This window comes from Kineosporia rhizophila (genome assembly GCF_021277265.1).
GTDB lineage: Bacteria > Actinomycetota > Actinomycetes > Actinomycetales > Kineosporiaceae > Kineosporia > Kineosporia rhizophila.
This window is the reverse complement of record NZ_JAJSOH010000001.1, coordinates 251,469-264,402: the sequence shown is the minus strand read 5'-3', so window position 1 is coordinate 264,402 and position 12,934 is coordinate 251,469. Positions and strand designations below refer to the sequence as shown.

Below are 12,934 nucleotides of genomic sequence, written 5' to 3'. Positions count from 1 at the left end.
CACCTGGCCTTCAAGACTCGGCCAGACTCATGGCCAGTGCCTGGATCTCGCTGGCCTGCTGGGACGCGCCCTTGAGGACCTCGCTCAGCGCGTCCAGCTGTTCCTTGACGTGGCTCAGCCCTTCGACCAGGCCGTCGGAGCCCAGGGCCTCGGCGACGGCGGCGGTCTCCTCGGCCTCCTGTGAGGCGACCGTGCTCTCGTTGGTCGCCTCGTCGATCTTGCTGGTCACGCCGCTGATCGCTTCCGCGAGTTCGTCGATCTTGGACATCAGGCCGCCCCTCCGCTGCAACGATGTCTTATAAGCCGCGAACCATACCTAAAGTTGCATCGCTGTGACTACAGGTAGCCGTGCAGTGCAGGTGACTAGTCTCGGCGAGGTGCTGTTTCCAACCTTTCCTCTGCGCACTGAGCGGCTGCAGCTACGCCCCTACGGGCCGGACGACTTTGACTTCCTGCTCAGTCTGGAGTCCGATCCCGCTCTGCTGCGCTTCATCTCCTGGGGGCCGCGCAGCGAGGAGCAGGTGCGGGTGTCGCTGGCGCAGAAGCTGGAGCAGACCAGCCTGCGTGCCGAAGGCGACGAGCTGACGCTGGTGATGGTGCTGGACGAGATCGGTGAGCGGGTCGGGGACGTGCAGTTGACGTGGACCAGTCGCGAGCACCGGCAGGGCGAGGTCGGCTTCATCACGCATCCCGAACACGCCGGCCACGGCTACGCCACCGAAGGTGCTGAACTCCTGCTCCGGCTGGGCTTTGGTGAACTCGGCCTGCACCGGATCACCGCCAGTCTGGATGCCCGGAACACTGCCTCGGCCCGGGCAGCCATGCGGCTGGGGATGACGCAGGAGGCGTGCCTGCGGCAGAACGCGTTCTGCAAGGGGGAGTGGACCGACGAAGTGATCTATGCGGTGCGCGCCGATGAGTGGCGGGCTGCACGGCGGTCCTGATGGCCGGGCGGCGAGCTAATGGGTCTTTGCGTCATGCAATATTTCGCATACTGTCGGCGACATGCCGGTTCCCCGTTCCAGCGCTGCTGCCCCACGTGTCCTCTTGAGGGAGCGCGCGCTCGAGACTCTGCGGGCGGCCATCGTGGACGGCACGTTCGAACCAGGTGAGCGGCTGGTCGATGCGGAGCTCTGTGCCTGGCTCGGGGTGAGCCGGACGCCGGTGCGGGAGGCGCTGACCCACCTCGAGAAGACCGGGCTCGTGCAGATCCAGCCGGGAAGCCGCACGATTGTCGCACCCTTGGACGTGCGGGCTGCGGTCGAGGCCCAGGCGGTGGCGGCGAGCATGCACGAGCTTGCGGCCCGCGAGGCGGTGCCCCTCGTGCAGGAGACCCACCTACACACGATGCGGCAGGCCAACGACGAGTTCGCGGCCGCGCTGGCCGGGGCCGACGTGGACGGGGCGATCGCTGCGGATGACGCCTTTCACCGGGTGTTCGTCGATCTGGCCGCCAACCGGTTGCTGGCCGGCGTCCTGCGGGACGTCACTCCCCTGCTCCGGCGGATGGAGCGGGTGCGTTTCGCCGGCCTCAGCGGCCGCTCATCGGTGGCCCAGCATCGTTCCATCATCGAGCACGCCGCCCGGGCAGACGCCGACGGCGCTGCTGCCCTGGCCCGGGCCAACTGGCTGACCCTTCAGCCGCCGACCAGCTGACCTCAGGAGAACCACATGTCGCTCGACGATTTCGACCGCTACCCGTTGCTGTTCGGGCCCAGCCCGGTGCACCCGCTGGAGCGGCTGAGCCAGCACCTGGGCGGTCCGAGGATCTGGGCCAAGCGGGAGGACGTGAACTCCGGTCTGGCCTACGGAGGCAACAAGACCCGCAAGCTGGAGTACATCGTCCCCGATGCTCTGGCCAGCGGCGCCGACACGCTGGTCTCGATCGGTGGCTACCAGTCCAACCACACCCGGCAGGTGGCCGCGGTGGCCGCCAAGCTGGGCCTCAAGGCCCGCCTGGTGCAGGAGAAGTGGGTGGACTGGCCGGACGCGGTCAACGACAAGGTCGGCAACATCCTGTTGTCCCGGATCATGGGTGCGCACGTGCAGCTCGACCCGGCCGGGTTCGACATCGGGATCCGCAGCTCGTGGGAGCAGGCTCTGGAAGACGTGCGGGCGGCCGGTGGCACGCCCTACGGCATTCCGGCCGGAGCCTCCGAACACCACCTCGGCGGGCTCGGTTTCGCCAACTGGGCGCGCGAGGTCGAGCAGCAGGAGGCACAGCTCGGGGTCTTCTTCGACACCGTCGTGGTGTGCACGGTCACCGGCTCCACCCACGCCGGGATGATCGCCGGGTTCGCCCAGCAGGACCGGCCCCGCCGGGTGATCGGGATCGACGCCTCGGCCACGCTGGAGAAGACGCGGGCCCAGGTGGAGCGGATCGCCCGGCACACGGCCGATCTGATCGGCCTGAAGCGTGACCTGCGGGACGACGAGATCACCGTGCTCGAGGGCTGGGCCGGCGACCTGTACGGCATCCCGGTGCAGTCGACGATCGACGCGATCCGGCTGACCGGTGAGCTCGAAGGCATGATCATCGACCCGGTGTACGAGGGGAAGTCGATGGCCGGACTGATCGATCTGGTCCGCGGCGGTGAGATCTCCGCCGACTCGACGGTGCTGTACGCCCACCTCGGCGGCCAGCCTGCGCTCAACGCCTATTCCGGCGTCTTCTCCTGACCGTCCGCCCGACGGATCAGGAACGCCGGGCACCCACGCTCGCGGCCGGGGCGATCGCTGTACCGACACGCACCAACTGACCCTTGGCACAGTGCTTGTTGATGATGATGTCCAGGCGGGTCAGGGCATCGGCCATCATCCGGGGCCAGCCGAAGATCTCGGTGACCTGGTCCACCAGGGCGCTGGTCTGGATACTGCCCGCTTCGGCCGCGAGATGAACCACGGCAACGGCCAGTTCGGCGTCGTGGATCTGCCCGATCGTGCGTGTGCAGGCGGGCGTGGGGGTGCGGGCGCGGTCCACCGGAAAGCCGGGGATGGCCAGATGACGTCCGTACTGGCGGATCTGGGTGGACGCGTGGGTGGCCAAGGTGATGTTGGTGCGGACGTCCGCCCCGAGTTCCTGAGTCTGCAGAACGTCTTTGAGGCGCTCGTCGAGCAGATCCAGGTGAATGGGGCTCTCGATCCGGATGATCTCCTCGATGGCCCGGGTGATCGCTGGACGGGAGTGGGACGCGGCCGGGTCGCTGTCGATGCGCAGGGGCACCGTGTCGGTCACGACATAGGGGACGGCCCACGCGTGTTTGGGTTCGATCGCCACCGGGGATTCGGTGCGGGGAGCCGGCGGGCGCGGCAAAGGTGTCTGATTATGGACGGGTGTGCTCGTCGGTGTCCGCGGGTGCGGCAGGGTGGTGATGGGCTCGCGAACCGAGGCTGACACTCGTCCATTGTCAGTATTTTTGGGCTGTTCCGGCTTCGGGGGTTCCGGGACGGGCCGCTGGAGCGCTGCCTCGATGGCTGAACGCAGCCGCTTCGTCTCTTCGGTGCGGTTGCGGTTCCAGGCCGGACTCCAGATGCGGTACAGGCTCCAGCCGTGTTCCTGCAGAACGCTGTCGTGCAGCCGGTCGCGGTCGCGGGCCACCTTGTAGGAGTGATAGCGCGGGCCGTCGCAGATGACGCCGAGCACGAACGACTCCGGGTGTTCGGGGTGGCGGACGGCCAGATCGATCCGTTGCCCGGTAGTGCCGGTGGGCGACTCGACCTGGTACCCCCAGGTGCGCACGACGTCCAGAACCGCATCGGCAAACAGCGACTCGCCGTCCGAGCTGCGGGGGGCGTCCCCGGTCAGAGCTGCCTGGCCGTTGACGGCGTAGTTCAGGTAACGCTGGAGATCGCTGTCCTCATCAGAAGCGTTGATGCTGCTGACGATCTCGTTGCGGTGACGGGCCCGGGTGACGGCCACATTGAGACGCCTGGAATCAACGGACTCCCGGTCGGCGTCTTCGAGCACGAGGATGATGACGTCCCGTTCGTCACCCTGCGCGAATTCCACCGGCTTGACGAAGAAGCCGTTGAGGCGACCGCGCAGGACGAGCTGGTCGAGTTCGGCATCGGCGCTCCGGGCGGCCCGGACGGCGGTCTCGATGCCGGCCGCCTGAGACTCGCTGAAGGTGATCACGCCCAGCGAAAGGTGTGGCCGGGTGCGGTAGTGATGGAGAACCCGCTCGACGACCTTCGGCGTTGGTGCGCCCTCGGCTGTGAACACCTCGATGCCGACATCGGCGCCCCCGGTTCGAGGACCCGGAAAAATGATGCGGCGGTTGCGGTAGTAGGAGGCATTGCTGAACGAGAACAGATCTTCGTGGCGGGAACGGTAGTGCCAGCGCAGGGTCAGAGTGCGCAGGGCGCCGGCGCTCTTGGCCAGATCCAGGATCGACTCCGGGCCGCCGGGCGGTGGTAGCTGCTGCTGGTCCCCGGTCACGATCAGACTCTTGGCGCGGTAGATGCAGCTGATCGCCGTGGGCACATCGATCAGGCTCGCCTCGTCGAAGACCACCACGTCGAAAAGGGTTTCCGGAGGCAGGATCCGGCTCACCGAAAGCGGCGAGAGCACGAAACAGGGCCTGATCGACTGCTGGACGACATCGTGCAGATCTTGCACCGGTCGGTCGTCCACCGGCTGTCGGGACCGGCAGGTGCGCACGACCTCGGCCGCGGCGTGGGGCGAAGCCGTACGGTCGAGGTCGCGGTACTCCTGCACCTGGGAATCGCGCGTCTCGCCCTTGGACAGCCGCAGCACCTGGTCGCTGGCCACGATCTCGTCGACCCAGGTCTGCAGCACGCTGCGTTCCAAGGCGGCGGGGATCTGCTCGGCGTCGAGTTGCCGGCTGATGCAGTGGTCCAGGGCCGGCCCCAGACCGCAGTCCTGCAGGATGCTCCGCCGGTCCTCGTACGCGATCCATTCTTCCCGGCCCAGCGGATCGTCCCAGAGCGCCTGCAGGAAGGCCAGAGTGAGTTCGGAGTCCTCGAAAAGGTCTTCCAGGTCCTGGTGCTGATCGTCGGCAAAGGCGTCGAGAAGTTCGGCCTTTGCCTCCTCCCAGCGCTTGACCCCGATCGTCAGCTCGACCGGGGGAGCGCACGATCGCAGGTGCTCGGCCTGCTCAGCGCTCAGCGGATTCCCCTCCGGGCGCATGCTCTCGACCCATTCAAGGGCTTGTTCTAGCTTCGACAGGTCGGTGTCATCGCCCTGGTACAGCTCGCCCAGCAGCGCCGAGAGCTCCTGCTCGCCGAAGTCATCCGCCTCCTCGGCCGAGCTGTCGAGCAGTAGTTCGGGCGGGATCTGCCCGCTCTCGGTCTGTTCCAGAAGCCAGGCCACACTCTCCGGCAGCGGGCGCTCGAGGAGCTTGAACGGGATCTCCAGCTTCGGGTCGGGAACGACCTGCGTGCGCCAGTGCTTGAGGTCCTGACGAACCCGGCGGGCCAGGTCGGGCAGCCAGTCCGGCCGCTCCCGGCCGTTGCCGAGCACCTGCCCGGCCTGCGACACGTCCATCCCCGTGGACAGGGCCCGCTCACTCAGCGCCAGGCCGTCGGCGACCAAGTCGAAATCCGTCTCGCGGCCCTGGAAGTAGGCGCCCAGGGCCGGGCCGTGCGCGTCCAGGGCCTCTTGATAGGCGTGGTCGGCCTCTTTCCAGCGCCGGGCCTTGTGCAGGTTCTGGATGGCCTCGGTGGTCTGGGAGGGGTCCCGGATGATGCGCTGCAGTTCGGTGTGGCTGCTGTGGGCCAGGCCGCCGACGAGTTGTTGCCAGCCGGTGGTCGGTTCGGCGAAACCGTCGATCAGGGCCTCGATGTCGGCGTTCAGCACCTCCGGCGTGAAGGTTGCGTCACAGGAGGCCTGAGCCGCGCCCAGCTTCTTGACCGCGGCCTTCAGCGCGGTCAGGGCGTCGGCGGCGCGCTGGTGCCCCTCGCGGGTGAACCAGTTCGGCTCCGGCCGGTTCGGCTGGTCGGCGATGTCGGCCACGTTCAGCAGCGTCATGGCCTCCCGCAGGGTGCCCGGCCGGGGCAGGCCGAGCGTCGAGGCAATCTTCTCCAGGTCTTTCAGGCGTTGGGTGAGCACGGCTGCGGTCCGCATGAGCTGACGATCGCGGTCACGCTGCGGGCCAGGCTCGCTGGCGCCCTGCGGTCGGTCGCGCAGGTGCTGAAGGGCCGAGCGGACACCCTCGAGATCCGCGGTGGTGAGCCAGGCCTGGGGCGTGCGGGGCGGGCGCGATGCGGCCTTGTGCAGGTGGTCCCGCAGTCTGGGCGCGTCCGAAACGGCGCTCAGACCGAAGGCTTCGGCTGCTTCTGCGCGTTCGGCCAGCTCCTGGGTGAGAGTTCGCAGCGCGGCGGTGGCGCCTTCGATCGCGTCATCGATCGGCTTGAGCGATCGCACGCCCCGCCACAGGAAGTTCTGGCCTTCCAGCAGTGGACGCCACGAACCGGCCAGACCGTTGGCGGCCTCCTGGATCTCGGCCAGAGCCACCCGGTCCAGGCTCTTCACACCCTTGATCTTCACCGGAACCGCAGGCGCGTCACGCAGATGCTCGAGCCGGCCCAGAACCTCGTGCAGGCTCAGCCCCAGCGGTTCCCGCACGTCGTTGACTGCTGCCGCGTAGGCGTTCAGCTCCTCCTGACGCTGCTTGAGCTGCTCACGGTCCAGGGGCTTCACCGGCGTCGGAACGGAATCGTCGGTCTGCTGCAGCGACCGGGCGACGGCGCTGCGGCGGGCCTGTTCGGAGTGCAGGGGAAGCAGGAAAGACCCTAGGCCGGCCTGGTCCAGCCGGTGTTGCACCGTCTCCAGCGCGGCCGCCTTGGGCGACACGAACAGCACGCTTCGGCCCGCGTGCAGCAGGGCGCCGATCATGTTCGCGATGGTCTGGGACTTCCCGGTTCCGGGAGCCCCGTCCAGCACGAACGAGCGACCCGCGAGGGCGGCGGCCACCGCCGTCCTCTGGTAGGAGTCGGCGTCCAGGACGAGGGGGGTGTCGGAGACGGACGCCAGCTCGTCGAGGCGGTCCTCGGCAATGGGGTCGAAGTCGAACGACGGGCCGGACCCGATCGATCCCAGGGCCAGCGCCTGAACGCCCGGGTGCGCGGCGATCTGGTCCTCGTTGTCCAGCAGGTCGCGGTGCACGGCGTGGTGGGCGAACCGGAAACAGGACAGGTGCAGCGTGGGGGAGACCTGCCAGGCGTTACGGCGGACCGCGGTCTCCACCGCCTCGAAGTACTCACCCAGGTTCAGTGACGTCAGGTCTTCGAACGCGGGCAGTTCGAGGCCGAGCGAGGCCAGGTGGGCGGCCAGGACCGGGTTCGGCGTGGTGTCCTGATCGGCCAGCTTCAGTTTCTGCGCGGCGTTGGTGAGCTTCACCGGCACCAGGACCAGCGGGCTGACCCGCTTCGCGCCGCTCTCATCGATCCAGTTCAGGGTGCCGAACGCCAGATACAGCACCCAGATACCGCGTTCGGTGTACTCCTGGACGGAGGCGCGTTTCAGGGCACCCAGGGCTGCCCCCAGATCGTCCTGCTCGAGCCGCGTGAGCAGAACGTCGGTGTTCCGGGTGCTTTCGCCAGGGTCCGACTGTCCGCGGAAGCCGTACTTGGCCCCGGCGAGCAGACCGCTCAGCGTTCCGGGCAGGTCGGGCTGGGCGATCTCGACGGTGGTGGTGCCGTCGGGCCGGAAATCGAGCAGATGGCTGTCACCGGCCGGCTCTTCACGCCAGCGGGCGATGGCCTGCCGGACCAAGTCCGCACTGTCCGCTTGACCCACGCTGTTCCCTCGGTCGTCGCCCCGTCCGGCCCGGCCCGGCACTCATCGGGTGGGTATCGGCCGGAGCGGGGCCGGAACTGAGGGTGGCGTGGGTCACAGAACCGGAACGGGTGGGTGCGGACCGGTTCAGTCCGCGGCGGAACTGCTCCAGCCCAGGGCCGGGCCCAGCCGGGTGGCCATGTCGGTGAGGATCTGGACGTAGTCCTCGTGCTGGAAGCTGAACGGCAGGGCGAAGGCCACCTCGTCGACCTCGGCGAAGGCGGCGTGGGCGTGCAGCTGCTCAGCGATCTGCTCGCTGGTGCCGATCAGGTCGCGGGCGAACAGCATCCGGGCCGGGCCCTGGGGTTCGGCCGTGCGCGGGGTGCGCCGGTCGACGTACGCCTGGTACTTCGCAATCTGCTCGGGGCCGGCGGAGTCGGTCGGTATGACCACGAGGCCCTGCGAAACGCGCGCCTTCGCGCCCAGCGGATGCGCCGCCCGGAAGGCCTGGATGTGGCTGAGCTGGATCTGGGCGAAGTCGGGCTCGGCGTCTTCGGCCTTGACCACGCTGCTGGTCAGGAAGTTCATCGCGTTCTCCCCGGCCCACCGCGCCGAGCTCAGGCTGCCGCCGCCGTACCAGAGCCGCTCGCCCAGACCGGCGGAGTGCGGCTGCACCTGGTCGGAGAACTCCTCGAAGGCCCGGGCACCGCTGAAGTCGGAGGCCTTCTCGCCACGGACGAAGCCGAGCAGCCGCTTCACCCGCTGGTACGAGAAATCTTCCTGTTCGGCGGTGTCGGGGTACAGCGCGTCCTTGACCGTGTCGAAGTTCATCGGCGGCCCCACGCTCAGCCCGGGGTTCAGCCGCCCGCCCGACAAGACGTCCACCGTGGCCCAGTCTTCGGCCAGTCGCAGGGGGTTTTCCCAGCCCAGCGGGGTGACTGCGGTGCCCAGTTCGATGCGGCGGGTGCGCTGCGAGGCGGCCGCCAGCACGGCGACCGGCGAGGAGATGCCGAACTGCAGGTGACGGTGCCGCAGCCACGCGCTGTCGAAGCCGAGCTGCTCGCCGAGCTCGATGATCTGCAGCGTCGACTCGTGCCCGGCCCGGGGGTCGGCCGCGTCGAACAGCCCGATGGTGAGGAATCCGAGCTTCCGCAGTGCGCGCATCGGTGTCTCCAGCCTGGTCGCCATTTAGTTGACGGTTCTATCAGATCGCCAACGGCGTGGGGCGTGGGTCTGTTCCGTTCCGCGGGGTGAAGCAGGCGGCCGTCGGTCTCCGGGCGAAACGGAGACCGACGGCGCGGTGGTCTAGCCGGCCCGGCGTAGTTCCTGCGTTGCGGCCGCCAGGGAGGTGATCTCCTGCCAGTCGGCGTTGCGCACCGCCTCTTTGGGGGTGAGCCAGGTGCCGCCGACGCAGCCGACGTTGGGCAGGGCCAGGAAGTCCGGCGCGGTCTCGGGGGTGATGCCGCCGGTCGGGCAGAAGCGCAGCTGGGGCAGGGGGCCGGCGGCGGCCTTGAGCATGGCCGTGCCGCCGACCACGGTGGCCGGGAAGAGCTTGGCCTCGGTCAGGCCGCGCTCGATCAGGCGCATCATGTCCGAGGGCGTGGCGCAGCCGGCCAGGAAGGGCAGACCGACCCGGGCGAAGCCGTCGAGGAGACGGTCGGTGCTGCCCGGGCTGACCAGGAACTTCGCCCCGGCGGCGGCGGAGTCCTCGGCCTGCTGCTCGGAGCAGACGGTGCCGGCGCCGACGTGCATGTCGGGGACCTCGGCGGCGATGGCCTTGATCGCGTCGATGGCGGCCGGCGAGCGCAGGGTCACCTCGATGACGCCGATGCCCCCGGCCAGGAGGGCCTGGGCCAGTGGCACGGCGCTGGTGACGTCTTCCACGACGACGACCGGGATGACCGGGGCGATGTCGAGGATCGAGGTGGTGGTGGAGACGGGGGTGGCCTCAACGGCGGTCATGCGGGCAGTCTTTCGCTGGATTCGTACGTGGTGATGCCGGGGGTGGCGGGTTCGGCGGGTTCGGCGGGGGCGGTGGTCATGCCGAGGGCGTCGCCGAACACGCTGGCGCCCAGGTCGGCCGGGCCGACCGTGGCGCGGAACGCGGCGAACAGTTCGCGGCCGGCGCCGAAGGCCGGCGGGGCGGTGTTGGTGACGGCCGGGCGGGCGGCGAACTCGGCCTGGTCCACGTCCACGAGCAGGGTGCTGGTGGTGCAGTCGAGCGTGATCACGTCGCCGTCCTGGACCCGGGCGATCGGACCGCCGAAGGCCGCTTCCGGGGTGACGTGGATGGCCGCCGGGATCGCGCCCGAGGCGCCGGACATCCGTCCGTCGGTCACCAGCGCCACCCGCTGACCGCGGTCCTGCATGAGGGCCAGAGCGGAGGTCAGGCCGTGCAGCTCGGGCATGCCGTTGGCGGCCGGGCCCTGCTGCCGGATGACGACCACGACATCCCCGTCGAGTTCGCCGGACCGGAAGGCGGTCAGGAAGCCCTTGTCGGTCTCGAAGACCCGGGCCGGTGCGGTGATGACCTGGTGCTCGGCGGCCACGGCGGAAACCTTGACGACGGCTTGGCCGAGGTTGCCGTGCATGATGCGCACGCCGCCCTCGGGGGAGAACGGATCGCTCACTGGGCGCAGCACGTCGCGGTCCAGCGTCTTGGTGGGGCCCGGGCGCCATTCCAGCGTGCCGTCGATGACCACCGGCTCCTCGGTGTACCGCCGCAGCCCAGGACCGGCGACCGTCTGGACGTCGTCGTGCAGGAGCCCTGCGTTCAGCAGTTCGTGGATCAGCAGGCCGATGCCCCCGGCGGCATGGAAGTGGTTTACGTCCGCCGAACCATTGGGGTAGATGCGCGACAACAGGGGGACGACTCGTCCTAAATCACTGATGTCGTCCCACGTCAGAGCGATGCCGGCGGCGCGGGCGATGGCCACCAGGTGGATGGTGTGGTTGGTGGAGCCGCCCGTGGCCAGCAGGCCCACGACCCCGTTGACGACTGCCTTTTCGTCGATCACGTGGGCGATGGGCGTGTACTCGGAGCCCTGGGACGTGATGCTGGTGACGCGCGCGGCGGCCGCGTCGGTGAGCGCGTCGCGCAGCTCCGTGCCGGGGTTGGGCAGGCTCGCACCCGGCAGGTGCAGGCCCATGATCTCCATCAGCAGCTGGTTGGAGTTGGCGGTGCCGTAGAACGTGCACGTGCCGGGGCCGTGGTACGAGGCGGCCTCGGTGTCCAGCAGCGTCTCGCGGTCGACCAGCCCCTGTTCGAAGAGCTTGCGGATCCGCGCCTTCTCACCGTTGGGGATGCCACTGGTCATGGGACCGGCCGGGATCAGGACGGTGGGCAGGTGACCGAAGGCCAGGGCGCCGATCAGCAGGCCAGGAACGATCTTGTCGCAGACGCCGAGCATGACGGCGCCGTCGAACATCTCGTGGGACAGGGCCACCGCCGCGGACATGGCGATCACGTCGCGGCTGAACAGCGACAGCTGCATGCCGTCGCGGCCCTGGGTGATCCCGTCACACATGGCCGGCACACCACCGGCGAACTGCGCGATGCCGTGCGCCCGCACGACCGCCTTCTTGATCCGCGCCGGGTAGTTCTCGAACGGCTTGTGGGCGGAGAGCAGGTCGTTGTACGCGGAGACGATCGCGATGTTCGGCTTGGTGTTGGCGCGCAGCACCAGCTTCTCGTCGGGGTCGCTGGCGGCGAACCCGTGCGCGAGGTTCGCGCAGCCGAGACGGGCCCGCGAGGTGCCGGACGCGATGGCCTCGGAGACCCGCTCGAGGTACGCGGTGCGGGTCGGCTCTGAACGGCGCGCGATGCGGGCGGTGATCTCCTGGATGGCCGGGATGGGCCCGGTGGGTCCGGTCATGGCGGGGAGCCTAAGCCGGTTTGGTCTTCGGAGTACAGGGGTTTTGATTTTCAAAAGCTAAATTAGAGTGAACGCGTGGAGACGGTGGGGGAGGCGGTCGTGTGAGTGGCGCTGTGTCGCCGGTCACAGCTGGTGATGTACTTCAGCTGGTCCGGGACGGAGAGGCGCACTCCCGGGCGGACGTCGCCCGGATGACCGGACTGTCCCGTACAGCGGTCGCGGCCAGGGTGGATGCGCTGGTCGGGGCCCGGCTCGTGAGTGAGACGGAAGCGCCGGGAGTCGGCGTCGGACGTCCTCCCAAACGTCTTGAGTTCGAAGCCGGGGCCGGGCTCGTCCTGGCTGCCGCCATCGGACGCAGCCGCGCTCAGTTCACGGTGTGTGACCTCGCCGGGCGGGTTCTGGGCGCTGACGAACATGAACAGGAAGTTGGACTGGGTCCTGACGATGTGATGCCGCTCGCAGTTGAACGCCTGCGTCAGCTACTCGTAGGCACCGGGCGTGACGCTGCGGATGTCCTGGGGATCGGGGTCAGCATCCCCGGCACCGTGGACCCGGTGGCCGGAACGAGCCTGAACTCGGCGATCATGCGCGGCTGGAACGGGGTGCCGATCGCGCCGTACTTCGCCGCGCTGTCGTCGGCGCCGGTGGTGATCGAGAACGACACCAACGTGATCGCTCTGGCCGAGCTGGACGATCACCTCACGCGCTACCGGGACGCCCTGATCGTCAAGGCGTCGACCGGGCTGGGCGCGGGGATCGTGGCCGGTGGGGTGCTGCAGCACGGGGCCCGCGGCGCGGCCGGCGACATCGGGCACGTGAAGTACCGCGGTGCCTCGGACGTGCCGTGCCGGTGCGGGGAGACCGGTTGCCTCGAGGCGGTGGCGGGCGGATGGGCGCTCGTGCGGGACCTGGCTGCCCAAGGGCGTTCGGTCTCACACGTGCGCGACGTCGTTGCGCTGGCCCTGGAAGGCGATGTTGCGGCCCGCCGGGCTATTCGAGGCAGCGGGCAGGCCATCGGCGAGGTTCTGGCGGCTGCGGTCACCTTGCTGGACCCGGCGGTGATCGTGGTCGGCGGGGACATGGCGCCCGCCTACGACCTGCTGGTGGCTGGGCTGCGGGAGACCCTTTACCGGGACGCCACCACTGTGGCCGCTCGTGACCTCGATGTTCTGGTCGCCAGCCACGGTGCTGATTCCGGGGCTCGGGGAACGGCGGTGCTGGCCCTGCGGCGGGTGCTGAGCCCGCGGGCCGTCGATGAGCGGCTCAGCCTGGGCATCGTCGGGCCGCTGGCTTCTGCTGCGGTCTGACGATGCCCAGGCGG

At 69.1% G+C, this 12,934-nt stretch carries 9 protein-coding genes; 4 read left to right on the top strand and 5 right to left on the bottom strand.

Features of this window, described 5'->3' with window-relative positions; translation table 11 throughout:
* Positions 1-10: 10 nt before the first annotated feature.
* The gene (locus LWF15_RS01155; protein WP_232808422.1) at positions 11-268 is read right to left on the bottom strand and encodes a hypothetical protein; all 258 of its coding nucleotides are present in this window, start codon (positions 266-268) and stop codon (positions 11-13) included.
* A gap of 64 nt (positions 269-332) precedes the next feature.
* Here LWF15_RS01155 and LWF15_RS01150 point away from each other — a divergent pair, with 64 nt between their 5' ends.
* The 3 genes from LWF15_RS01150 (at position 333) to LWF15_RS01140 (ending at position 2,679) form a co-directional block, all read left to right on the top strand.
* Positions 333-944: a GNAT family N-acetyltransferase gene (locus tag LWF15_RS01150; protein ID WP_232808421.1), complete on the top strand. Its 612-nt coding sequence runs from the start codon at positions 333-335 to the stop codon at positions 942-944.
* A gap of 61 nt (positions 945-1,005) precedes the next feature.
* Positions 1,006-1,656, top strand: a complete 651-nt coding sequence (locus LWF15_RS01145; RefSeq protein WP_232808420.1) for a GntR family transcriptional regulator — start codon at positions 1,006-1,008, stop codon at positions 1,654-1,656.
* 15 nt (positions 1,657-1,671) lie between these two features.
* Entirely contained in the window at positions 1,672-2,679 is a 1,008-nt protein-coding gene (locus LWF15_RS01140) for a 1-aminocyclopropane-1-carboxylate deaminase (RefSeq protein ID WP_232808419.1), read from the top strand.
* A gap of 16 nt (positions 2,680-2,695) precedes the next feature.
* Here LWF15_RS01140 and LWF15_RS01135 read toward each other — a convergent pair whose 3' ends face one another.
* From LWF15_RS01135 to edd, 4 genes are all read right to left on the bottom strand, one after another.
* A complete protein-coding gene (locus tag LWF15_RS01135) occupies positions 2,696-7,735 on the bottom strand; it encodes a DUF3320 domain-containing protein (RefSeq protein WP_232808418.1) in 5,040 nt (1,679 codons plus the stop codon).
* A gap of 150 nt (positions 7,736-7,885) precedes the next feature.
* The gene (locus LWF15_RS01130; protein WP_232808417.1) at positions 7,886-8,902 is read right to left on the bottom strand and encodes an LLM class flavin-dependent oxidoreductase; all 1,017 of its coding nucleotides are present in this window, start codon (positions 8,900-8,902) and stop codon (positions 7,886-7,888) included.
* Between the two features lie 141 nt (positions 8,903-9,043).
* On the bottom strand, positions 9,044-9,700 hold the full coding sequence (eda, locus tag LWF15_RS01125; protein ID WP_269809406.1) for a bifunctional 4-hydroxy-2-oxoglutarate aldolase/2-dehydro-3-deoxy-phosphogluconate aldolase: 657 nt from the start codon (positions 9,698-9,700) through the stop codon (positions 9,044-9,046).
* Entirely contained in the window at positions 9,697-11,613 is a 1,917-nt protein-coding gene (edd, locus tag LWF15_RS01115; protein ID WP_269809405.1) for a phosphogluconate dehydratase, read from the bottom strand. The genes eda and edd overlap by 4 nt, the downstream gene beginning before the upstream one ends.
* Before the next feature lie 191 nt (positions 11,614-11,804).
* Here edd and LWF15_RS01110 point away from each other — a divergent pair, with 191 nt between their 5' ends.
* Entirely contained in the window at positions 11,805-12,920 is a 1,116-nt protein-coding gene (locus LWF15_RS01110; protein WP_232808847.1) for an ROK family protein, read from the top strand.
* The last annotated feature ends 14 nt before the right edge of the window (positions 12,921-12,934 follow it).

Coding starts and splice junctions, on each gene's coding strand:
- LWF15_RS01155 (WP_232808422.1), bottom strand. CDS start 268: ATGTCCAAGATCGACGAACTCGCGGAAGCGATCAGCGGCGTGACCAGC.
- LWF15_RS01145 (WP_232808420.1), top strand. CDS start 1,006: ATGCCGGTTCCCCGTTCCAGCGCTGCTGCCCCACGTGTCCTCTTGAGG.
- LWF15_RS01140 (WP_232808419.1), top strand. CDS start 1,672: ATGTCGCTCGACGATTTCGACCGCTACCCGTTGCTGTTCGGGCCCAGC.
- LWF15_RS01130 (WP_232808417.1), bottom strand. CDS start 8,902: ATGCGCGCACTGCGGAAGCTCGGATTCCTCACCATCGGGCTGTTCGAC.
- eda (WP_269809406.1), bottom strand. CDS start 9,700: ATGACCGCCGTTGAGGCCACCCCCGTCTCCACCACCACCTCGATCCTC.
- edd (WP_269809405.1), bottom strand. CDS start 11,613: ATGACCGGACCCACCGGGCCCATCCCGGCCATCCAGGAGATCACCGCC.
- LWF15_RS01110 (WP_232808847.1), top strand. CDS start 11,805: ATGACCGGACTGTCCCGTACAGCGGTCGCGGCCAGGGTGGATGCGCTG.